The 21,146-nt window shown below is 60.6% G+C and carries 21 protein-coding genes; 12 read left to right on the forward strand and 9 right to left on the reverse strand.

Annotation, left to right across the window (positions count from 1 at the left end; genetic code table 11):
* Window positions 1-29 precede the first annotated feature (29 nt).
* Window positions 30-1,073: an aldo/keto reductase gene (locus HJB83_RS07120; RefSeq protein WP_207583652.1), complete on the reverse strand. Its 1,044-nt coding sequence runs from the start codon at window positions 1,071-1,073 to the stop codon at window positions 30-32.
* Window positions 1,074-1,287: 214 nt separating this feature from the next.
* Between HJB83_RS07120 and fabD the strand changes: the two genes are divergently transcribed.
* The 7 genes from fabD to gmk all read left to right on the forward strand — a co-directional run bounded on the left by fabD (window position 1,288) and on the right by gmk (window position 7,867).
* Window positions 1,288-2,232, forward strand: a complete 945-nt coding sequence (fabD, locus tag HJB83_RS07125) for an ACP S-malonyltransferase (RefSeq protein ID WP_207583653.1) — start codon at window positions 1,288-1,290, stop codon at window positions 2,230-2,232.
* A 54-nt stretch (window positions 2,233-2,286) separates the two neighbouring features.
* Window positions 2,287-3,024, forward strand: coding sequence for a 3-oxoacyl-[acyl-carrier-protein] reductase (gene fabG / locus HJB83_RS07130; protein ID WP_207583654.1), 738 nt, complete (start codon window positions 2,287-2,289; stop codon window positions 3,022-3,024).
* Window positions 3,025-3,309: 285 nt separating this feature from the next.
* Complete coding sequence (locus HJB83_RS07135; protein ID WP_003547058.1) at window positions 3,310-3,546, forward strand: acyl carrier protein; 237 nt, start codon at window positions 3,310-3,312, stop codon at window positions 3,544-3,546.
* A 93-nt stretch (window positions 3,547-3,639) separates the two neighbouring features.
* Window positions 3,640-4,902 carry a beta-ketoacyl-ACP synthase II gene (gene fabF, locus HJB83_RS07140; protein WP_221131492.1) on the forward strand — a complete coding sequence of 421 codons (1,263 nt, stop codon included), beginning with the start codon at window positions 3,640-3,642 and terminating at the stop codon, window positions 4,900-4,902.
* Between the two features lie 175 nt (window positions 4,903-5,077).
* Window positions 5,078-6,295, forward strand: coding sequence for an endolytic transglycosylase MltG (gene mltG, locus HJB83_RS07145; protein WP_221131493.1), 1,218 nt, complete (start codon window positions 5,078-5,080; stop codon window positions 6,293-6,295).
* Between the two features lie 18 nt (window positions 6,296-6,313).
* Entirely contained in the window at window positions 6,314-7,201 is an 888-nt protein-coding gene (locus tag HJB83_RS07150) for a YicC/YloC family endoribonuclease (RefSeq protein ID WP_221131494.1), read from the forward strand.
* A 3-nt stretch (window positions 7,202-7,204) separates the two neighbouring features.
* Complete coding sequence (gene gmk / locus HJB83_RS07155) at window positions 7,205-7,867, forward strand: guanylate kinase (RefSeq protein ID WP_207583658.1); 663 nt, start codon at window positions 7,205-7,207, stop codon at window positions 7,865-7,867.
* Window positions 7,868-7,994: 127 nt separating this feature from the next.
* On the opposite strand, the gene HJB83_RS07160 is transcribed toward gmk, so the two are convergent.
* From HJB83_RS07160 to HJB83_RS07175, 4 genes are all read right to left on the reverse strand, one after another.
* Window positions 7,995-8,786, reverse strand: a complete 792-nt coding sequence (locus tag HJB83_RS07160) for an amino acid ABC transporter ATP-binding protein (protein ID WP_221131495.1) — start codon at window positions 8,784-8,786, stop codon at window positions 7,995-7,997.
* On the reverse strand, window positions 8,783-9,451 hold the full coding sequence (locus HJB83_RS07165; protein WP_221131496.1) for an amino acid ABC transporter permease: 669 nt from the start codon (window positions 9,449-9,451) through the stop codon (window positions 8,783-8,785). The genes HJB83_RS07160 and HJB83_RS07165 overlap by 4 nt, the downstream gene beginning before the upstream one ends.
* Entirely contained in the window at window positions 9,448-10,089 is a 642-nt protein-coding gene (locus tag HJB83_RS07170; protein WP_164008695.1) for an amino acid ABC transporter permease, read from the reverse strand. Before HJB83_RS07170 ends, HJB83_RS07165 begins: the two co-directional genes overlap by 4 nt.
* 99 nt (window positions 10,090-10,188) lie before the next feature.
* Window positions 10,189-11,016 (reverse strand): transporter substrate-binding domain-containing protein, encoded by an 828-nt coding sequence (locus tag HJB83_RS07175; protein WP_207583661.1) that lies wholly within the window; start codon window positions 11,014-11,016, stop codon window positions 10,189-10,191.
* Window positions 11,017-11,240: 224 nt separating this feature from the next.
* Here HJB83_RS07175 and HJB83_RS07180 point away from each other — a divergent pair, with 224 nt between their 5' ends.
* The 3 genes from HJB83_RS07180 to HJB83_RS07190 all read left to right on the forward strand — a co-directional run bounded on the left by HJB83_RS07180 (window position 11,241) and on the right by HJB83_RS07190 (window position 14,364).
* Entirely contained in the window at window positions 11,241-11,984 is a 744-nt protein-coding gene (locus tag HJB83_RS07180; RefSeq protein ID WP_221131563.1) for a UTRA domain-containing protein, read from the forward strand.
* Entirely contained in the window at window positions 11,981-12,913 is a 933-nt protein-coding gene (locus HJB83_RS07185) for a LysR family transcriptional regulator (RefSeq protein ID WP_221131497.1), read from the forward strand. Before HJB83_RS07180 ends, HJB83_RS07185 begins: the two co-directional genes overlap by 4 nt.
* A 113-nt stretch (window positions 12,914-13,026) precedes the next feature.
* On the forward strand, window positions 13,027-14,364 hold the full coding sequence (locus HJB83_RS07190; RefSeq protein ID WP_207583663.1) for an LLM class flavin-dependent oxidoreductase: 1,338 nt from the start codon (window positions 13,027-13,029) through the stop codon (window positions 14,362-14,364).
* Here the strand turns inward: HJB83_RS07190 and HJB83_RS07195 are convergent, their stop codons facing one another.
* Both HJB83_RS07195 and speB read right to left on the reverse strand, forming a co-directional pair.
* A complete protein-coding gene (locus HJB83_RS07195; protein ID WP_207583664.1) occupies window positions 14,365-15,528 on the reverse strand; it encodes an aminotransferase in 1,164 nt (387 codons plus the stop codon).
* A 129-nt stretch (window positions 15,529-15,657) separates the two neighbouring features.
* Window positions 15,658-16,701, reverse strand: coding sequence for an agmatinase (gene speB, locus HJB83_RS07200; protein ID WP_221131498.1), 1,044 nt, complete (start codon window positions 16,699-16,701; stop codon window positions 15,658-15,660).
* A 696-nt stretch (window positions 16,702-17,397) separates the two neighbouring features.
* Between speB and HJB83_RS07205 the strand changes: the two genes are divergently transcribed.
* Both HJB83_RS07205 and hisC read left to right on the forward strand, forming a co-directional pair.
* Window positions 17,398-17,943, forward strand: a complete 546-nt coding sequence (locus HJB83_RS07205; protein WP_221131499.1) for a flavin reductase family protein — start codon at window positions 17,398-17,400, stop codon at window positions 17,941-17,943.
* A 70-nt stretch (window positions 17,944-18,013) separates the two neighbouring features.
* Window positions 18,014-19,141, forward strand: coding sequence for a histidinol-phosphate transaminase (gene hisC / locus HJB83_RS07210; protein WP_221115277.1), 1,128 nt, complete (start codon window positions 18,014-18,016; stop codon window positions 19,139-19,141).
* A 115-nt stretch (window positions 19,142-19,256) separates the two neighbouring features.
* On the opposite strand, the gene rsmA is transcribed toward hisC, so the two are convergent.
* Together rsmA and pdxA are read right to left on the reverse strand one after the other, a co-directional pair.
* Window positions 19,257-20,117 (reverse strand): 16S rRNA (adenine(1518)-N(6)/adenine(1519)-N(6))-dimethyltransferase RsmA, encoded by an 861-nt coding sequence (rsmA, locus tag HJB83_RS07215; RefSeq protein WP_207583668.1) that lies wholly within the window; start codon window positions 20,115-20,117, stop codon window positions 19,257-19,259.
* Window positions 20,117-21,145 carry a 4-hydroxythreonine-4-phosphate dehydrogenase PdxA gene (gene pdxA, locus HJB83_RS07220; RefSeq protein ID WP_207583669.1) on the reverse strand — a complete coding sequence of 343 codons (1,029 nt, stop codon included), beginning with the start codon at window positions 21,143-21,145 and terminating at the stop codon, window positions 20,117-20,119. The genes rsmA and pdxA overlap by 1 nt, the downstream gene beginning before the upstream one ends.
* Window position 21,146 lies beyond the last annotated feature (1 nt).

Here is a 21,146-nt window from a genome sequence, read left to right on the forward strand (position 1 = left end):
ATTCCTTAAATCGAAATCAAGGAATATAATCAGAGCGGCAGCGGATACTGCCGATGCACCTTGGCGATCTCCGCCAGCACGTCGTTAGAAAGCGTCAGCTCGGCCGCGCCGATATCGACTTTCAGCTGCTCCATCGAGGTTGCGCCGATGATGGCCGAGGCCATGAAGGGCCTCGACAGGCAGAAGGCGATCGCCATGGCCGTTGGGTCGAGGCCGTAACTGGCCGCGATCGCCAGATAGGCTTTGGTCGCCGGCTCCTGCAGCGGCTGCAGGCGGCCGCCGATATCGTGGTTGATCGAGCCGCGCGAACCTTTCGGCCTGAGGCCATCGACATATTTACCGGACAGGATGCCGCCGGCGAGCGGCGAATAGGCGAGCAGCCCGACATCCTCATGGTGCGAGAGTTCGGCGAGATCGAGGTCGAAATGGCGGTAGAGCAGATTGTATTCGTTCTGGACGCTGGCGACGCGCGGCAGGCTCTTCTGTTCTGACAGTGTCAGGTATTTCTGGATGCCCCAGGTGGTTTCGTTGGAAAGGCCGATCGCCCGGATCTTGCCTTCCTTCACCAGTGCGCCGAGGGTTTCCAGGATGTCGAGCATATTGGCGACGGTCTGGTCGCGATCCTGGTTGAAGGGATTGTAGCTCCAGTTCTGGCGGAAATGGAAATGACCGCGGTTCGGCCAGTGGATCTGGTAGAGGTCGACGTAATCCGTCTTCAGCCGCGTCAGGCTGGCCTCGAGCGCCAGCCGTATATTCCTGGCATCCGCACCTTCGCCGCCGCGCAGATAATCGCGGCCGCGGCCGGCGACCTTGGTGGCGAGCACGATATCTCCTCGCTTGCCTGATTTGCCGAACCAGCTGCCGATATAGTCTTCGGTCCGGCCCTGTGTTTCCGGCGAAACGGGCGTGGTTGGGTAGAGTTCGGCGGTATCGAAGAAATTGACGCCCTTTTCGACGGCGTAATCCATCTGCGCGTGAGCGTCGGTTTCGCTGTTCTGCGAACCCCAGGTCATGGTGCCAAGGCAAATCTCTGAAACGGAAATGCCGGTGCGGCCTAGTGAATTGTACTGCATGGGAAAACCTTGGGAGAGAGGTGAAGCCTTAGGGAGGGTCCGCGCAAATCTAGGCTCGATTTGGCGGAGCGCAAGAGCAAAAACCTGGCTTTTGCGCCGGGGAGAAAGGCTTTGCGGAGAATGAGCCGCCACTTGACTCTGCCCGAAAGAATGTCAATTGGAGGCAAAACAGCCTCATGGGGCGCAATCAGGGGCATCAGCCAGGGACACGAGAATGACCATTGCTTTCACTTTTCCCGGTCAGGGCAGTCAGGCCGTCGGCATGGGCAAGGATCTCGCCGAGAATTTCGCCGAAGCCCGCGTCGTTTTCGAAGAGGTCGATGCGGCGCTCGGTGAAAAGCTTTCGGACGTCATGTTCAGCGGTCCCGAGGATACGTTAACCCTGACGGCGAACGCCCAGCCGGCGCTGATGGCTGTCTCGATCGCCGTCGTCCGCGTCCTGGAGGCCAAAGGGCTGGATCTGAAGTCCAAGGTCGCCTACGTCGCCGGTCACTCGCTCGGCGAATATTCGGCACTTTGCGCCGCCGGAACCTTTTCGCTCGCCGACACCGCGCGGCTGTTGCGCATCCGCGGCAATGCCATGCAGGCGGCCGTCCCTGTCGGTGCCGGTGCTATGGCCGCGATCATCGGCCTCGAACATGCCGACGTCGTCGCCGTCTGCGAGGCAGCGGCCGTCCTCGGCGCCTGCCAGATCGCCAACGACAATGGCGGCGGCCAGATCGTCATCTCGGGTGAGAAGACAGCTGTCGAAAAGGCCGCCGGCCTGGCGACCGACAAGGGCGCCAAGCGCGCCATTCTGCTGCCGGTCTCCGCTCCGTTCCATTCGACACTGATGGCGCCCGCCGCCGAGGCCATGCGCGAAGCGCTGGCAACGGTCGCCAAGGCCGATCCCGTCGTGCCCCTCATTGCCAATGTCCGTGCCGCGCCCGTGACCAGCGCCGATGAGATCGCCGGCCTCCTAGTCGATCAGGTGACCGGTCAGGTGCGCTGGCGCGAGACGGTGGAATGGTTCGCCGGCAATGGCGTGACGACGCTTTATGAACTCGGCTCCGGCAAGGTGCTGACCGGCCTTGCCCGCCGCATCGACAAGACGATCAACGGCATCTCCGTCAACGGTCCGGCGGATATCGACGCGGCCGTCGCCGCCCTCATGGCCTGATTGGTATTTCCAGATATCCAAAGATCCAGATATCCAAAGATAAGGAACGTTTCCATGCTCGATCTTTCCGGCCGCAAGGCTCTCGTCACCGGCGCATCGGGCGGTATCGGCGAGGAAATCGCCCGCCTTCTTCATAAGCAGGGCGCTATCGTCGGTCTGCACGGCACCCGCGTCGAGAAGCTGGAAGCGCTGGCCGCCGAACTCGGCGAGCGCGTAAAGATCTTCCCGGCAAACCTTTCCGACCGCGATGAGGTCAAGGCGCTTGGCCAGAAGGCCGAGGCCGAACTCGAAGGCGTCGATATCCTCGTCAACAATGCCGGCATCACCAAGGACGGCCTGTTCGTTCGCATGAGCGACGAGGATTGGGATGCCGTTCTTGAAGTGAACCTGACGTCGACCTTCCGGCTGACGCGCGAATTGACGCATCCGATGATGCGTCGCCGCTATGGCCGCATCATCAACATCACCTCCATCGTCGGCGTCACCGGCAATGCGGGCCAGACCAATTACTGCGCCTCCAAGGCCGGCATGATCGGCTTCACCAAGTCGCTGGCCCAGGAGATCGCCACCCGCAACGTGACGGTCAACTGCGTGGCGCCAGGCTTCATCGAAAGCGCCATGACCGGCAAGCTGAACGACAAGCAGAAGGAAGCGATTATGGGAGCGATCCCGATGAAGCGCATGGGCACGGGCGGTGAGGTTGCTTCGGCGGTCGCTTATCTTGCGTCCTCCGAGGCTGCCTATATGACGGGCCAGACGCTGCACGTAAACGGCGGCATGGCGATGATCTGAAACGACAAACCGCTGGCATGGGGATATTTCCGCCAATAGCATGTTGAGCAATCACGAACCGTTGATTTTCTCGCTTTGCGGCAGACATAAAGCATGTTAAGCGGGCCATGACTGTCAACAGTCGTCCCGAGAAAGCAGACGGACCGGCCGGCTTTTTGCAAGCCTGGACATCTCTGAAGCCGGGTAAAAGAGTTTGCCGAGGATGTCTGAAAACATCGCAGGCTGAAACAGGGTAGGGGTGCCGCAACGGCATTCCGATCAGGACATAAGGTCGAGGAAACCGACATGAGCGATATCGCAGAACGCGTAAAGAAAATTGTTATTGATCATCTTGGCGTCGATGCCGACAAGGTCGTCGAGAGCGCCAGCTTTATCGACGATCTGGGCGCCGACTCGCTCGACACGGTCGAACTTGTCATGGCTTTCGAAGAAGAATTCGGCGTTGAAATTCCTGACGACGCCGCCGACTCGATCCTGACGGTCGGCGATGCCGTGAAGTTTATCGAGAAGGCCCAGGCCTGATCCTGTAATTTTAAGAAAGGGCGGGCCTGGAGTCCGCCCTTTTCTTTTCGGCATATTTCTCCATAGAACATAAGAGACGGGGGAAAGCACGCGATGAGACGTGTCGTCATAACGGGTACCGGCATGGTATCACCCTTAGGATGCGGAACCGAGGTGACGTGGTCCCGGCTGCTTGCCGGTCAGAACGGCGCCCGCCTGGTCACCGAATTCGAGGTCGACGACCTTCCCGCCAAGATCGCCTGCCGCATTCCCGTCGGCGACGGCACCGACGGCACCTTCAATGTCGATCAGTGGATGGAGCCCAAAGAGCAGCGCAAGGTCGATCCCTTCATCATCTACGGCATGGCTGCCGCCGACATGGCGCTTGCCGATGCCGGCTGGCATCCCGAGACCGATGAGGACCAGATCGCCACCGGCGTGCTGATCGGCTCCGGCATCGGCGGCATCGAAGGCATCGTCGAGGCAGGGTACACACTGCGCGACAAGGGCCCCCGCCGCATCTCCCCCTTCTTCATTCCCGGCCGCCTGATCAACCTCGTCTCCGGCCAGGTTTCGATCCGCCACAAGCTGCGCGGACCCAATCATTCGGTCGTCACCGCCTGCTCGACAGGCGCGCATGCGATCGGCGATGCCGCGCGGCTGATTGCACTCGGCGATGCCGACGTCATGGTCGCCGGCGGCACAGAATCCCCGGTCAGCCGCATTTCGCTCGCCGGCTTTGCCGCCTGCAAGGCGCTGTCGACTCAGCACAACGACGATCCGCAGAAGGCCTCGCGCCCCTATGACCGCGACCGCGACGGCTTCGTCATGGGCGAGGGCGCCGGCATCGTCGTGCTCGAAGAGCTTGAACACGCCAAGGCGCGCGGCGCCAAGATCTATGCCGAAATCGTCGGCTACGGCCTGTCGGGCGACGCCTATCACATCACCGCTCCGTCCGAAGACGGCGAGGGCGCCGGCCGCTGCATGGCGATGGCGCTGAAGCGCGCCGGGCTGACGGCGGCCGATATCGACTACATCAACGCCCACGGCACCTCGACCATGGCCGACACGATCGAACTCGGCGCCGTCGAGCGGCTGGTCGGCAATGCGGCGCCGAAGATCTCCATGTCTTCGACAAAATCGGCAACCGGGCACCTTCTCGGTGCTGCCGGCGCGATCGAGGCGATTTTCACCACGCTTGCCATCCGCGATAATACCGCGCCGCCGACGCTCAATCTCGACAATCCCGAACGCGAGACGGCGATCGATCTTGTTCCGCACAAGGCACGTGAGCGAGAAATCAATGTGGCGCTATCCAACTCGTTCGGATTTGGCGGCACGAACGCGTCGCTCGTCCTGCGCCGTTACGCGCAATAACGGTCCTGTCCGCGCGGTGTAATGGGTGTCTCTTGCGCCGCAACCGTCCTCTGCGTTGCGTAGCGGGGCGCGCGAGCATAATGAGCGGAAGCGCCGTTGAACGGCGGCAGAACCTGCTTTTGCCGCATTGCTTCGCGAAATAGCGAAGTGAGGGTCAAGTTTTAGAGGATTGCCGGTGAGCGATACGACGAACCAGAGCAACGATACCCAGGCGCAGAAGGGGCCGATCATCCCGAAGTCGCCCAGCGAAGCCCTGCGTCCGGAGCGCGTTCCGGAGCCGCCGAAACGGTCCAAGAAAGCCCGCGGCCAGGTGGTTCTTTTCCTGAACTTCATCATGACGATGGCAGTTGTGGTCTGCGTTGTCGCCATCATCGCCTTCTACTACGCCACATCGACCTATCTGAACCCCGGTCCGCTGCAGACCAATACCAATTTCATTATCCGCAATGGCGCCGGTCTGGCCGAAATTGCGACGAACCTCGAACGCAACGCGATCATCGGCGATGCCCGCATCTTCCGTTATCTCACGGCAACGCATCTTTCTGCCGGCGAGAGCCTGAAGGCCGGTGAATATGAGATCAAGGCCAGAGCCTCCATGAGCGATATCATGGAGCTTCTGAAATCGGGCAAATCCATTCTCTATTCTGTTTCCTTCCCCGAAGGCCTGACGGTCCGCCAGATGTTCAACCGCATGCTGGAGGATCGGGTGCTGGAAGGCGACCTGCCGGCCGCCCTTCCGGCCGAGGGCAGCCTTCGCCCGGATACCTACAAGTTCTCGCGCGGCACCAAGCGCTCGGAAATCATCGAGCAGATGGAGGCGGCACAGCAGAAAATCGTCGATCAGATCTGGGACAAGCGCGACTCTTCGCTGCCGCTGCGGTCCAAGGAAGAACTCGTGACGCTCGCCTCGATCGTCGAAAAGGAAACCGGCGTTGCCGACGAACGTGCCCATGTCGCCTCGGTTTTCCTGAACCGCCTCGGCAAGGGCATGCGCCTGCAGTCCGACCCTACGATCATCTACGGTCTCTTCGGCGGCGACGGCAAACCGGCCGACCGGCCGATCTACCAGTCGGACCTGAAGCGGGACACGCCATTCAACACCTATGTCATCAAGGGTCTGCCGCCGACGCCGATCGCCAATCCCGGTAAGGATGCGCTGGAAGCCGTCGCCAATCCCTGGAAGACCCAGGATCTCTACTTTGTCGCCGACGGCACCGGCGGCCATGTTTTCGCTGCTACGCTCGAGGAGCACAACGCCAACGTCAAGCACTGGCGCAAGCTCGAAGCCGACAAGGGCTCGGATCCGAGCATCGCCGTCGACGGCCAGCCGGAAGAACAGCCGGCGGATGACGGCGCGACCGTCGTGCCGCCGAAGAAAAAGAAGATTAACTGATAGTTTCTGGAGGCTCGGATGGCTTTGCAGTCCATGACCGGTTTTGCGCGGCGCGAGGGAACGAGCGGCCGCTGGCGCTGGGCATGGGAACTGCGCTCGGTCAACGGCAAGGGCCTCGATCTGCGGCTGCGCCTGCCACCCGGCCTCGAACGTATGGAGGCAGACGTCCGCCGCCTCGCCGGCGAAAGCTTCAGCCGCGGCAACCTGCAGGCATCGCTGTCCGTCACCGCCGACGAGAACCGCTTCGATGCAGTGCTGAACAAGCAAGCGCTTGCCGCCGTGCTTGCCATGCGCGAACAATTGGACGGGATAATTGATCCGGCGCCGCTGAAGCTCGATACGCTGCTTCTGGTGCGCGGCATCGTTGAATTCCGGGAAAGCGAGGATGGCGAGGAAGCGCTTGCCGCCCGTGATGCCGATATCGCAGCCGGCCTGTTGGCCGCGCTTTCAGATCTGAGAGCCATGCGAGAGCAGGAAGGGGCGGCGCTGACCCGCATTCTCCTCGACCATGTCACGACAATCGACGGTCTGACGCGCACGATCGCGGCCGATCCCTCACGCTCGCTGCAGGAGATCGCCGCACGGCTTGCCGCGCAAGTCGCCTTGTTGATGGACGGCATGGCCGCGCTCGACCGCGACAGGCTGCATGCCGAAGCCGCATTGCTGGCGACCAAGGCGGATCTGCGCGAGGAAATCGATCGTCTGAAGGCGCACGTCGCCGCAGCGCGCGATCTCCTGGTGAAAGATGGCCCTGCCGGGCGCCGGCTCGATTTCCTTGCACAGGAATTTAACCGCGAATCGAATACCATCTGCTCGAAGTCGAATGCCTCGGCGGTTACCGCCGCCGGCATCGAGCTGAAAGTTGTGATCGACCAGTTCCGCGAGCAGGTCCAGAATTTGGAGTAGGACATGAAACCGGCGAAACCCTCGCCCGTCCAGATCGCCCGCCGCGGTCTGATGCTTGTCATCTCGTCGCCGTCGGGCGCCGGCAAGTCCACCATCGCGCGTACGCTGCTGGAGCAGGACAGGCAAATAGGCCTCTCCGTCAGCGTCACCACGCGCCAGCGCCGCCCGAGCGAAGTCGAGGATGTGCATTACCACTTCAAGAGTGTGCGCGAGTTCGAGCGGCTGCGCGATAGCGACGCGCTGCTCGAATGGGCCGAGGTGCACGGCAATTTCTACGGCACGCCGCGTGAGCCGGTCGAGCAGGCGATGGCAGAAGGCCGTGACATGCTCTTCGATATCGACTGGCAGGGCGCCCAGCAACTGCAGGAGAAGATGTCGGCCGACGTCGTCTCGATCTTCGTGCTGCCGCCGACCATGACCGAGCTCCAGTCGCGCCTGCACCGCCGCGCCGAGGATTCCGAGGAGGTCATTCAGACGCGCCTCGCCAACAGCCGCGCCGAGATCGCCCACTGGCGCGAATACGACTACGTCATCATAAACGACGATCTTAATGCCGCGTTCGACGCCGTCCAGTCGATCGTCAAAGCCGAACGCCTGCGCCGCGACCGCCGCCATGGCATGTTCGACTTCGTCCGCGAGCTGCTGGAAGAGACGCCGTCGCTTTAGGGGTAGATCCTGAGAAGCTTGAGCGGTCCTAGCCGCTCTGGGTAAGAAACGTCAGATGCCAGCGACGGCCACCGCTAACGTTACGGCGACGGTTTCACTGAGCCTGTTGCTATAGCTGCAGCTGCGCTTAGAGAAGCATGGACGCGCCGCGATCGAGATAGGTGTCTAGGAACTGCTCCAGACGCGGATTTCGCGGTTTCTTGAACACGTCTTGCGGCGCCCCTGTAAACAGTACCTTGCCATGGTCGAGGAAGATGATCTGCTGACCGACCGTCGCGGCGAAGCCGATCTCGTGTGAGACCACGACCATGGTCATGCCCTCGGCCGCCAGATCGCGCATGACATTCAGCACCTCGCCCGTTAGCTCCGGATCGAGCGAAGAGGTTGGTTCGTCAAACAGCATGATCTTAGGCTTGAGCGCCAATGCGCGGGCAATGGCGACACGCTGTTGCTGGCCGCCGGAAAGCTGCGAGGGATAGTGCCCGGCACGCGCTTCCAGCCCGACTTTCACAAGCTGAGCCAACGCCAGATCCTCGGCCTGTTTGCGGCTCAGCCTGTGAACCATCTTTAGTGCCTCGCTGACATTGCCGAGCGCCGTCATGTGCGGCCAAAGATTAAACTGCTGGAAGACCATGCCGATCTGGGCGCGGATTGTTCGGTTCGTAGCCGCAGGAACGCGCTCCCGCACATCCTCGGCGTTCTCGCTGAAGCCAAGTACCTCGCCATTGATGGCAATCGTGCCGCGGGTTGCCTCTTCGAGAAAGGCCATGCAGCGTAAAAGCGTGCTCTTGCCGGAGCCGGAAGGGCCGATCAGGCAGGAGACTTGTCCCTGCGCTATCTCGAGGTCGATGCCTTGCAGGACAGTGGAATCCCCGAACTTCTTGACAAGATTGTTGACTGCGATTGCGGGAACGCTCATGCGTTGAAAAACCTGAATCTGGAAAGTTTCGTTTCGGCGAGATTGCCAAGCCGGCCGGTGAATTCGACCAGCACCCAATAAAAGAGCGCCAGCGCGGAAAGCGCTTCCACGAAGGCGTATTGCTGCGAGCCTATGGCGCTCAATGTCGCCGTCAGTTCCGGCACGGTAATGATCGACAGTACTGCCGTCTCCTTTATGAGGATCACCGCCATGTTCACCGACGGCGGCAGCACCAGCATGGTCATTTCCGGCAGCAGGATGCGCCTGACGATCTGCCCTTGCGTGAGGCCGACGCATTCACCGGCTTCGATGTGCCCCCTTGGGACTGCCCGAAAGCCGGAGCGGAAAATTTCGCTAAAATAGGCCGCACCATAGATCGAGATGCCGATCAGCCCGGCGGGTAGGGGATCGAGCGACAGACCGACGAAAGGACCGCCATAATAGACTAGGAATATCTGGATCAGGAAGGGTGTACCGCGCAGGACCGCGACAATAAGACCAAGCGCCTTATCGACCACCAGACCGCCATATTGCCTGGCGACAGCCAGCAGAAAGCCAAGGGCGGCGGCGGCAATCGTGCCGAAAACCCAAATCATGATCGTGACGCCCGCGCCGCTGACGATCGCAGGCCATTGCTCGATGAGGACGTTGATGTCGAAGCTCATCGGGGTGCTCCAGGAAGAGAGCGTTCGATCAGGCCGCCGGCCAATGCGACGATCCAGTTGATCACCAGATAGATCAAGCCGGCTGACGCGAAGAGCTGCAGGGGCAGAAAGGTGCTGCCGGCGAGATCCTGCGCCATGCGCGTCAATTCGACAATGCCGACAACGGAGACGAGAGACGACGCCTTGAGAATGAGGATCGCTTCGTTGACGAGGGCAGGCAATGTCAGGCGAAGGGCGGTCGGAACCTTGATGCGGCGGAAGATCTGACCGGGCGTCAAGCCGACCATTTCAGCGGATTCGACCAGCCCGACGGGAACACTGGCAAAGCCGCCCCGCAGGTTCTCCGCTTGATAAGCGGCGGTACAGAGCGACAGGCCAATGACCGCCGCCACAACGCTTGGCACATTGATGCCAATAACTGGCAGAAGATTGTAAATCAGCAGCAATTGCACGAGCAGCGGCACACCGCGAAAAAAGCTGATAAAAATCCGGGCAGGCAGCACCAGATGGCGCCGCAGCGAAAGCAGCATGCCCGACAGCAGGATCGCAATGGCGAAACCGATTAGGATTGATACGACGCTGATCGTGACCGTATAGATCGAAGCCTGCAGCAGCAATTCGAAGAGTTTGAAGGACATGAGGGTTGGATGTCGTCCCCTTGGCGGTCATGAAACCGGATATGCTTCCAATCATGCCCCGGCACATCCGGGGCATGATTGGTGATGACGATCAATCGATCAGAATGCTGGGTCCTTGACCGAATCCGGGGTGTCGAAGGTCGCGCCGAACCACTTCTTCTGCAGCGCGGCCATTCTGCCGTCCGCCTTTATCTTCAGCATCGCGGCATCGATCGCATCCATTAGCGGCGTGTGATCGGTATCCTTCAGGCCGATAAAGCCGAAATAGGATTTTTTGCCGAAGGGCGGCAGCACGACTTCGAAGACACCCTCACGCTGCTTGGCGACGAATGCGATGTTCGGCAGAGAGTTTGCCACGCCGGCGATGCGACCGGCGGCAAGATCGGCATAGGATTCGGTAAAGGCCGGATATTCACGAATGTCCGCTTTCGTCGGCAATGTCTCGGAGAATTCCTTGAGCTGATCGAGCTGCGAGGTTGCCTTGCCGACGCCGATCTTCTTGCCAGCGATGTCTTCCGGCTTGCTGATGGTTTGATCGCCCGCCTTTTTGAGAATGGCTATGGTCGCTTCGGCCAGCGGCGGCGTAAAGCGATAGCGCTCCATGCGTTTCTTGGTAATCGTCGCCGGGCCGGCCACCACGTCGAATTTTCCGGCTTCCAAAGCAGGGAAAACGCCGTCCCAGGGCAACGTCACCCACTCGATCTTCACACCGAGCTCCTTGCCGATCTCGTCGAAAAGATCGACGTTCAATCCGACATGCTCACCAGCGTCGATGAAGTCAAAGGGTGCGAAGGCCGTCTCGGTGCCGACCTTCAGGGTGCCGGCGGCCTTGACCGTCGCCAGCGTATCTGCAGCGTGCGCGGAAAGTGTCGCCCCGAGCAGGAACGCGGCGCTCATCAACCCTTTGAGCAATGAATTCTTCTTCATGATCTTCTCTCCAGTTTTGCCCTTCCAGCGGAAGAGTCCAGGTTCCCCAGCGTTTCCCGCCGAACGAGCTTCTCTGGCCCGCTTTTGTCTATACAAATAGATATAGCTCGGCATACAGTGTCAATGTAAAAGTCTTGAAAAGCAAAAAACGTGCCGGACCTTTGGCCGAAGCCGCCTCGCATTGAGGCCAGGATCTGAACGCCGTCGCGGGATCGAGGTGAGTGTTGGTCTCAATTCATCATAGAATCTTCGGAGACATCGAGGCGAAGATCATGAATGGCGACTGGAAACCTGGCCAGCGTATCCCGATCGAGCATGAACTCGCCGACCAATACCAATGCTCGCGGATGACCGTGAACAAGGCGCTGTCGGCGCTCGCCGAGCGCGGCATGATCGTCCGGCGGCGCAAGACAGGCTCCTTTGTCGCCTCGCGGCAGATCGATCGCACGGTCATGGATATTCAGGATATCAGTACCGAGGCGCAGCTTGCCGGACACGAGCACGACCACCGCATACTGAAGCGGCAGATAGAGAAACTGGATACGTCAGGGGCCGTCTTATTGGGTGAAAGTCCGGGTGCGGAGGTTCTCAAGCTGCAATGTCTGCACCTCGTCGACGGCAAGCCGAACGCAATCGAGCGACGCATCATCATGCTTGATGCCGTACCGCTTGCCAGGAATGAAAACTTCGCATCCGTTCCGCCGGCCAAATGGTTGCTGGAGCAGGTGCCGTGGTCGAAGGCAAGGCACATCATTCGCGCCGTTTCCGCAGATCCGGCCACCGCCAGGCTGCTCGAGACCGAGCGTGGTGACGCCTGCCTGACGCTCATTCGCCAGACATGGCAAAATGGCCGGACCGTCACCTATGTCGAAATCACCCATCCCGGCGACCGCTTTCAATTCGCCGGTGACTTTCAGCCGACCGAGCAGGAAATGTCCGACTATTCGTCCCGGAGAAACGCAACGTGAGTGCGCCGCGCCGCTTCAAAGCCATTCCGCTTAAAGGCTTGCAGGCCTTCGAAGCCGTCGGCCGCTGCGGCAGCGTGACGGCCGCTGCCCTGGAATTGAACGTTTCGCCCGGCGCGATCAGCCAGCAGGTGCGCAAGATCGAAAGCTTTCTGGGCGTGACGCTTCTGGAGCGCAACGGCCGCACCACGGAGCTGACCCTCTGGGGCAGGCTTTATCATCAGGAGATATCCAAAGGCTTCGAGCAATTCGCGATTGCCGAACGCATGCTGGAGCGGGCACGCAATGAAAATGCCCTCGTCCTGAGTGCCTTGTCTTCCGTCGTCAATAAGTGGATCGGCCGGCTTATCTTCGGCTGGCAGGCGCTTCATCCGGATGCCCATGTCCGGATCATCGGTCGCGACAGTGAGCCACGTATGGGCTTCGACGAAATCGACTTTCGCATCAGCTACGGATCGGACGTGCTGCAGCACGAGCATTACAGTGAACTATTCCGCGACTGGGTCGTGCCCGCCTGCTCGCCGGCGCTCATTCAAGAGCGTAAGCCGTCGGCATTTGAACTTTTCGACTATCCGCTATTGCATGTCGAATGGGAAAGGCACTTCACCCCGTACCCCAGTTGGGTCGACTTCGCCGCGAAAGTGGGCGCGACTCTCAGGGAAACGACGCCTGGACTGTCCTTCACCTTATCAAGTAGCGCGATCGACGCTGCCGTCAAAAAACGTGGCATCGTCCTCGCGCAAATGTCGATGATCGCCGATGAGCTGGAAGCTCAGGCGCTGGTCATCCCCCTCGATATCCGGATCCCGCTTCGCGAAAGCTATTTCCTGGCCTGGGATAGGTCAGCGCTGCAGAAATCCCATGGTGCCGCCTTCCGCGATTGGCTGATGACGATTTCGCGGCAGCAGGCGCGGATTTCCGCCCCGCAATGAAAATCTTGCCAATCTTTTAGAAAAACTAAAATGAAAGATAGTTCAGCACTATTGCTCGAAAAATCGGCGCGGCGATAATTTGCACAATCATCAATCTTGGAGGCTGGAATTTTATGGCGCGTAAGATGAAGCTCGGCACCTTTGTCTACACGTTCGGCTTCCATCCGGCATCGTGGCTTCATCCTGCCAGCGATATCAACGGCGCCAACGACTTTGCCCATCTTCTTGAGGTTGCCAAACGGTCGGAGGCGGCAAAGTTCGACTTCATGTTCATGGCGGATTCACCCGCCGCAGCCGTCGGCGATCCTGATGCTCTCGCCCGTATTCCCACTAAGATGAACCGCTTCGAGCCGCTTTCACTGCTATCGGCGCTTTCGGTCACCACACGGAACCTTGGTCTGGTCGCAACCGTGTCGACGAGCTACTACGAGCCTTATAACGTCGCGCGCCTCTTCGCCTCGATAGATCATCTGAGCGGCGGCCGCGCCTGTTGGAATGTCGTCACCTCCGACCATGACGAGACCGGCTACAATTTCAATCGCGAGGGCCTGGATCCGCATGCCTTGCGCTATGAGCGAGGCAACGAATTCGTCGATGTCGTCTTCGGCCTGTGGGATAGTTTTGAGGACGGCGCCCTACTTCTCGACCGCAAGAACGGGGTCTATTACGACAAGACTAAGCATCATACGCTGAACCACAAGGGTAAGCATTTCCAAGTGCGCGGTCCCCTCAATATCGCCCGGACACCCCAGGGCCGCCCGGTTATCGCGCAGGCCGGTGGCTCCGAACCCGGCATGGAAATGGCGGCGCGCACGGCGGAGATCGTCTTCAGCCTCGCGTCCAACATCGACCGCAACCGGGCCTTCTATGAAAATGTGAAAAAACGTATGCCGGCCTACGGACGCGACCCGAATGATCTCAAGATCATGCCGGGCGTCGTCATCAATGTCGGTGAGACCAGAGCCGAAGCGCAGGCGAAGGTCGATTATCTGATCGACAAGATGCATCCCGATGTTGGTCGCCTGATGCTTTCGGAATTCCTGGAGGCGGATCTGCGCGGCGTGCCTCTCAACAAGCCTTTTCCGATGGACCGGCTGCCGGACGCGCCGAAGGGCTCGCGGGCGCTCTTCGACGAACTGGTCGACTTCGTCAAGAACGGCCGCACCGTAGGAGAACTCATCCGCCATTATGCGGAAAAGCATACGGGCAACGGCATGACCGGCACGCCGGCCGAAATCGCTGACTTCATGGAGGAATGGTTCGAGACGCGCGCCGCCGACGGCTTCATCCTGATGTTCCCGACCTTGCCGGCAAGCCTCGACGATTTCGTGACGCTTGTCTTGCCGGAACTGCGTCGCCGCGGATTGTTCCGCGAGGAATATGAAGGTTCGACACTTCGCGAGAATCTCGGGCTCTCCATGCCCGCAAATCGGTTCGCGACCCCCGCCTGATCAGCGCAGGCGTTCACCGAGCAGGCCGATCGAAGCCGTATCGGCGTTGGCAAAGGCCAGGCGCAGATATCGCTCCTGCCCTTCGCCGAAATAGGCGCCGGGGATCGAAATGATACCTGCCTGTTTTGCAAGCCGCTCGGCGACCACCGTGGATGGCTGATCGGCGAACGGATGGCGGATGAAAGCAAAATAGGCGCCGATCGCGGCGATATCCCAGCCGGGCAACTCAGCGATCACCGCCTTCAACGCATCCGCCCGCCTGGCGATTTCCAGCCGGTTGTCGGCCCGCCAGGTGGCCAGCACCGGCAAGGCCTCGGCGACGGCATGCTGCGCTGAGCGCGGCGCGCAGATCTGCATATTGTCCATGACCTTGGTGATCTCGGCGAGCAGCTTCGGTCCCGCCGTAATTGCGCCGAGCCTGTGGCCGGGAATGCAGAAGGACTTCGAGAAGCTGTAAAGGAGAACGAGCGTTTCCTTCCATCCGGGCTCGGAGAGCAGCGCGTGCGGAGGCCCGTAACCCGCCGCCAGGAAATCGCGATAGGTCTCGTCCAGGATCAGCCAGGCGCCGTGTTTCCGGCACAACAGGAACAGATCATGCAACAATGCCGGCGGATAGACTGCGCCGCTCGGATTGTTGGGCGTGACGATCGCCAGGGCGCGCGCTCCGGCAGCCAGCGCTTGTTCGGCGGATGCGAGATCGGGAAGAAATCCATTGGCCGCATCACATGCGACCAACGCACGTTTGATCCCGAGCATTGCCAGTGTCGTATCGTGATTGAAATAGAAGGGATTGGTCAGTGCTACGGTTTCGCCGGCGCCTGCAAGTGCGATGGCCGCGCACATGAAGGCTTGATTGCAGCCGGAGGTGATATGGACATTCTCAGCACCGACGGGCGCACCGTAAAGCCCGCTCACATGTCGCGCATAGGCCGTCCGCAAGACCGCCTCTCCCTCGATCGGTCCGTAGCCGGTCATGGCCTGCGATGCGGCGGCCTCGCCGAGCAGTCGCAGCATCTCCGGATGCGCCGGATAGCCCGGCACTGCTTGCGAGAGATCGATGAGCGCGCCCTTTCCACCGGTATATTCGCGGCTCCAGGCGATGACAGAGGGAATTGGTGGGGGTGAAAGACGAGCAACGAGCGAATTGGCGGCAGCGATAGGCATATCGATTATCCTTTTGAAATCGATTGCTACACCGATATCGATCGCCTTCTCAACCGCTTTGTCGAAGACCATAAGACAGGCACTCACAAGCCCGCCGCTCATTCCATTTCCACCCGATGTTGCCCCGCGCTATTTCACCGAGGGGCTGAAAACCATCAGGCTCAGGATTTCGAACAGCGTCTGCGCGCCCGCGTGGGCCGTGTTGGTCGTCGCATCATATTGCGGCGCCACCTCGACCACATCGCCGCCGACCAGATTGATGCCTTTCAGGCCGCGGATGAGCTCCAGCACCTCCCGGGTGGTCAGACCGCCGACCTCCGGCGTTCCGGTGCCAGGCGCAAAACTCGGATCGAGGCTGTCAATATCGAAGGAAAGATAGGTCGGGCCGTCGCCGACGATCTGTCTGGCCTTCTCGACGATGGCCGGGATGCCGAGGCCGGTCACCTGTTCTGCATGAATGACCGTCATGCCGGATTCATAGGAGAATTCCCAAAGATATTCCGCCGATCCCCTAATCCCGATCTGGATCGTCCGCGTCGGGTCGAGCACGCCGTCGAGGACGGCATTTCGGAACGGACCGCCATGATGGAACTTCGTCTGGTCGAAGGAGCCGCCGGTATCGCAATGGGCGTCGATATGAATAAGACCGACCGGCGCCTTCTTGCCGACGGCCTTCAGGATCGGATGCGTGATCGAGTGATCGCCGCCGACGGACAGCGGCAGCACGCCGGCATCGACGATCTGGTTGATGCGCTTTTCTATATCGTCTTGGCTGAGTTCGAGACGATAGCGGAACGGAACATCGCCGATATCGGCGACGTTGAGATCGAAAACGGGCGCGCAGCCGAGAACGTGATTATAGGGACCGATGCGCTCGATAGCGCGCAGCGCGCGCGGTCCAAAGCGGGAACCGGGCCGATTGGTCACGCCGAGATCCATCGGCACGCCCAGGATCGCGACCTGCAGATTGCCAAACTCCGGATTTTCCGCATAGGCCGGCATATGGGGTGCCGACAGGAAGGTCGGGATGCCGGCATATGGCGCAAGCCGGGTGCCGCTCTTCGAGAAGATCTTATCCGCCACGTTACGGAAATTGGCATCGAAAAATTCTCCGCCGTGGCTTTCGCCATACTTCTTGCGCAGAGCGATTAATTTTTCCTCATTGAATGTCATCGATTACCTCGGTCAATTGATCGCTGTCTCTTGGTATCTGGGCATTGGCATTTGATCAAAGTTCAATCCGGCCTACAGCTCGGAACCCTTGTACGTGGATCTCACTTGACGCTCCGCCGTTACAGAGGGTGATTAGCTCGTCACCAACCAGCTCAAAGGCAAAACCGACGCCTGTTGTTCGCTGTGCTCGCACAGGTCATGGGTCGCAACCAAGGGCGTGTCATGGATGCTCACGCGTCTCCCGACGTTTAGAAAATCTAAAAATGAACGCATTTGTTGCCGCCTTGTTGCCTTGGCAGGCGCAGCCTATTGAATGTCATGGGAGCTGCCGAAGACGATCAGCAACCCAAAGTCTCTGAAAGGTGATTGCATGCCTCGGCAGGACAAACCGAAACTTGGCACCTTCGTTTATCATCCGGCTTCATGGCTGCATCCGCAAAGCAATGTCAACGGTGCAAATGATTTCAATTACTTGCTGAATGTCGCGGATGTCGGCCGCCGGATGCTGTCTGAATTCCTTGAGGCTAATCTCGGGGCTTGTTCAGAGAGGAGTATAAAGGAAAGACGCTGCAGGAGAACCTGGGTCTCTCTATGCCGGTCAACCGCTACGCCGCCGCACGCAAATCCGTCTGAGCCAGGACGCGATGTCTCGGAGGCTCCGGTCGGGGCTTCCCGAAAGCCTATCGAGGATCCCCGATGACAGTTTCAATAACGCTTCCCGAGATCCCTGCCGAGTTGCAGTTGGTCGACAAGGACCTTTTCAAGGCATCGATGCGCCATCTCGCCGGCGCCGTTAGCGTCATCACCGTGGGTATTGGTGATGACCGGACCGGTTTTACGGCGACATCGGTGTCATCGTTGTCGGCCGACGTCCCCTCCGTCATCGTCAGCGTCAATCGCGGATCGTCCTCGTGGCCGGCGCTGCAGCGCCACAGACACTTCTGCGTCAACATGCTTGCGCATGATCAGCAGAGCGTGGCGCAATCATTTTCCGGTTACGGGGGAAGAAGCGGCGTTCGCCGCTACGAGGGTGCCGCGTGGTCGGCGATTAGCACCGGCGCGCCGATGCTCGACGGCGCGCTGACGGCTCTCGATTGCGAATTGGACGAAGCCGTCCCCATGCATTCCCACGCCATATTGATTGGAAGGGTGAGGGCGATCACGCTGCGGAGAGGGGCTGAGCCGCTTCTTTACTGGAACGGCGCCTTTCGCCATCTCGCGGACGTTGCCCCGGCCTCCTGAACCAAGACTGCCCGCAGCAATCCCGCTCCCCTGGTAACCCGTTCCATGGAAATTCGAAAGCGCTCGATCGATGTCAGTCAATGAATCCGCAAGGCCAGGGATCGTCCCTAATCCGCATATATCGGCCTTGCCGATTTACAATGCGGGCATGAATATCAGGCTTGCGCGTCAGTTGAGCGGCCATGACGACATCGCGGCACTCGCCAGCAATGAAAATCCGAACGGCTGCTCGCCGAAGGTGATGGAAGCAATGGCATCGTCGGCCTTCAACCCGTCGCGCTATTCGGATCCAGCCTGCACAGAACTGAGAAACGCCCTGTCACGCCTGCTTGACCTGCCGCCCGGCCAAATCGTCGTCGGCAATGGCTCGGAGGAGATGGTCGCCGCCATCTCCCGTGCCTTCCTCGTCCAGGGCTCATCGGCATTGACCGTGACGCCGAGCTTCGGCTTGCACGAGATCGAGCCGCTTGCGGCGGGAGCACGGGTCACCAAGGTGCCGATGACATCGGATATGGGCTTCGACATCCCGGCTCTGGAAGCGGCGCTTGCAACCGGCCCGGCGCTTTTCTTCCTTCCCTCTCCGTCGAACCCGGTCGGTGCGGCGCTGACCCGCAGCGAGCTTGACAGACTGGTGGCCGCCACGCGGCCGCAAACGCTCTTCGTGCTGGACGAAGCCTATTTCGAATATATGGAAGAAGGGCAGGCGGACGGGATGGCGCTGGTTCGCAGCGGCAATTTCCCTTCGATCGTGCTGCGAACTTTCTCTAAGGCCTATGGACTTGCAGGCCTCAGAGTGGGCTATGCGACCTGTTCCAACCCCGAGATCGCCCGTATCGTTGCCGCTGCAAAGCCGCCGTTCAACGTGAACGCTGCAGCCCAGGTCGCGGCAGTCGCCGCGCTTGCCGATCAACAATGGATGAAGCAATCCGTCGAGCGCACAAAAACCGAGCGAGCACGGTTGGCGCGAGGTCTGGACGAGCTCGGCGTCTTCACCGCGTCTTCCCAGACTAATTTTCTTTTCTTCCGGACCACCCTTCCGAGCGAGCATGCCGCCAAGGCGCTGCTCGCAGACGGGATCATCGTAAAGCCGTGGCGCGAGGCGGGCTACGAAAATTGGGTGCGCGTCACCATCGGGACGCCCAAGCAGAATGATCGCGTTCTCGCTTCGCTAAACCATATTCTCAATGGTGCATCGTGAATCAGTATCCGAAACTGAATTCGCCTCGAATTTCCTTGCCGAAATTGCGGCAGCCGTCGGCCACAGCCGGTTATTTGGCATTTTTTTGCCGTGGCTTCCAAGAGCCGTCCGAGGCCTAGGTGCCGACTTCGCGGCTTGCCTTCGTCATCACTAAGCTGTTTGCGAGAAGGCAGAATTCCTCGACGGACAGGGTCTCCGCCCGCCGGGCCGGATCGATGCCCGCCTTGACGAGCAGGCTCTCACCGCCGAGCGGTTTCAGGCTTTGACGCAGCATCTTGCGACGCTGGCCGAAGGCCGCCTGCGTCACCTTTTCCAGATTGCTGACAGCGCAGGGGATGGGGTTTTCGCGGGGTGTCAGATGGACGACCGTCGACGTTACCTTCGGTGGCGGCGTGAAGGCCTGCGGCGGCACGTCGAAGGCCATGCGTGCCTCCGTCCGCCAGCCGCAAAGCACGCCGAGGCGGCCATAATGGTCGTCGTCTTCGCAGGCGACGATCCGCTCGCCGACTTCCTTCTGAAACATCAGCGTCAGCGACTGCCAGAATGGCGGCCAGGCTTTCGGCAGCAGCCAGTTGACCAAAAGCTGCGTGCCGACATTGTAGGGCAGGTTGGCAATGATCTTGATCGGGCCTTCCGGCGCCAAGGCCTCGAAATCGGTCTTCAGCGCATCGCCTTCGATCACCTCCAGCCGGCCCGGATAATGATCGGCGATCTCGGCGAGTGCCGGCAGGCAGCGTGTATCCCGCTCGATGGCGATAACCTTCCTGGCGCCGAGCGCCAGGATCGCCCGCGTCAGCCCGCCGGGACCGGGGCCGACCTCGAACACGGTCGCCTCTTCGAGAGCGCCCGCCGTCCGGGCGATCTTCTGCGTGAGGTTGAGGTCGAGCAGAAAGTTCTGCCCGAGCGCCTTGCGCGCGTCGAGGCCGTGACGCTGGATGACATCGCGAAGCGGCGGCAGGCCATCGAGTGCTGCCATCAGCGGCGGCTTTCCGCGCTGCGGCCGAGCTGGGCGGCAAGCTTCAGCGCCGCAACAAGGCTCTGCTCGCGCGCCAGTCCCTTGCCGGCAATGCCGAAAGCGGTGCCGTGATCCGGCGAGGTGCGCACGAAGGGAAGCCCGAGCGTCACGTTGACGCTGTCGTCGAAACCCAGCGCCTTGGCCGGAATCAGCGCTTGATCGTGATACATGCAGACGGCGACGTCATATCGCGCCCGCGCCTCGTCATGGAACATCGTATCGGCGGGAAGGGGGCCGATCGCATCGATGCCCTCGTCGCGCAGGCGCTCGATCGCCGGGCGAATGACATCCTCGTCCTCCTTGCCGATCGTCCCGCCTTCGCCCGCATGCGGGTTGAGGCCGGCAACCGCGAGCCGCGGCGCCTCGATGCCGAAGCGTTGCCTCAGGTCTTCATGAGCGATCCGGCAGGTTTCCACGATCAGTTCGCCGGTCAGTGCCTGCGGCACGTCCCGAACCGGGATGTGGATGGTGACGGGAATGGCCCTGAGCTTCGGTCCTGACAGCATCATCACGGGCGTCACCGGCCTGCCGGTTGCCCTGGCGGCGAGATCGGCGAGAAATTCGGTATGGCCGGGAAACCGGAAACCTGCCTCGTAGAGCACGGCTTTGGAAATCGGGTTGGTAACGACCGCGAGCGCCTCGCCGTCGATGACAAGCGAGACGGCTTTTTCGATTGCCGCGATCGTGCTCTTAGCCGTTGCCGCATGCGGCTCGCCGGCCACCACTTCGATACCGACAGGTACTGTCATGACGGGCAGCGCCTCGGCAAACATCCCGGCGGCCTCGCTGGCCTTATCCGCCTCGCCGATCGAAACCGAAAGGTTGAGCTGGCGGGCTCGCAACGCCAATACCTCGGGATCGCCGATCAGGAAGAAAGGCGGCAGCCCGAGTTCACGCCGCCGCAGCCAGGCCATCAGCGTAATATCCGGCCCGATGCCGGCGGGGTCGCCCTGGCTCAGCGCAAGCGGTCGCGAAAACGGTATCGTCATC

The sequence above is a fragment of the Rhizobium sp. NZLR11 genome (assembly GCF_019685115.1).
Taxonomy (GTDB): Bacteria; Pseudomonadota; Alphaproteobacteria; order Rhizobiales; family Rhizobiaceae; genus Rhizobium.

Excerpts from the sequence above, each read along its gene's own strand:
- HJB83_RS07160 (WP_221131495.1), bottom strand. The coding sequence starts at position 8,786 with ATGAGCGTTCCCGCAATCGCAGTCAACAATCTTGTCAAGAAGTTCGGG.
- HJB83_RS07165 (WP_221131496.1), bottom strand. The coding sequence starts at position 9,451 with ATGAGCTTCGACATCAACGTCCTCATCGAGCAATGGCCTGCGATCGTC.
- hisC (WP_221115277.1), top strand. The coding sequence starts at position 18,014 with ATGTCAGTCAATGAATCCGCAAGGCCAGGGATCGTCCCTAATCCGCAT.
- fabD (WP_207583653.1), top strand. The coding sequence starts at position 1,288 with ATGACCATTGCTTTCACTTTTCCCGGTCAGGGCAGTCAGGCCGTCGGC.
- HJB83_RS07195 (WP_207583664.1), bottom strand. The coding sequence starts at position 15,528 with ATGCCTATCGCTGCCGCCAATTCGCTCGTTGCTCGTCTTTCACCCCCA.
- fabG (WP_207583654.1), top strand. The coding sequence starts at position 2,287 with ATGCTCGATCTTTCCGGCCGCAAGGCTCTCGTCACCGGCGCATCGGGC.
- HJB83_RS07170 (WP_164008695.1), bottom strand. The coding sequence starts at position 10,089 with ATGTCCTTCAAACTCTTCGAATTGCTGCTGCAGGCTTCGATCTATACG.
- HJB83_RS07190 (WP_207583663.1), top strand. The coding sequence starts at position 13,027 with ATGGCGCGTAAGATGAAGCTCGGCACCTTTGTCTACACGTTCGGCTTC.
- gmk (WP_207583658.1), top strand. The coding sequence starts at position 7,205 with ATGAAACCGGCGAAACCCTCGCCCGTCCAGATCGCCCGCCGCGGTCTG.
- HJB83_RS07120 (WP_207583652.1), bottom strand. The coding sequence starts at position 1,073 with ATGCAGTACAATTCACTAGGCCGCACCGGCATTTCCGTTTCAGAGATT.
- HJB83_RS07175 (WP_207583661.1), bottom strand. The coding sequence starts at position 11,016 with ATGAAGAAGAATTCATTGCTCAAAGGGTTGATGAGCGCCGCGTTCCTG.
- pdxA (WP_207583669.1), bottom strand. The coding sequence starts at position 21,145 with ATGACGATACCGTTTTCGCGACCGCTTGCGCTGAGCCAGGGCGACCCC.
- speB (WP_221131498.1), bottom strand. The coding sequence starts at position 16,701 with ATGACATTCAATGAGGAAAAATTAATCGCTCTGCGCAAGAAGTATGGC.
- fabF (WP_221131492.1), top strand. The coding sequence starts at position 3,640 with ATGAGACGTGTCGTCATAACGGGTACCGGCATGGTATCACCCTTAGGA.
- HJB83_RS07150 (WP_221131494.1), top strand. The coding sequence starts at position 6,314 with ATGGCTTTGCAGTCCATGACCGGTTTTGCGCGGCGCGAGGGAACGAGC.
- rsmA (WP_207583668.1), bottom strand. The coding sequence starts at position 20,117 with ATGGCAGCACTCGATGGCCTGCCGCCGCTTCGCGATGTCATCCAGCGT.
- HJB83_RS07135 (WP_003547058.1), top strand. The coding sequence starts at position 3,310 with ATGAGCGATATCGCAGAACGCGTAAAGAAAATTGTTATTGATCATCTT.
- HJB83_RS07205 (WP_221131499.1), top strand. The coding sequence starts at position 17,398 with ATGACAGTTTCAATAACGCTTCCCGAGATCCCTGCCGAGTTGCAGTTG.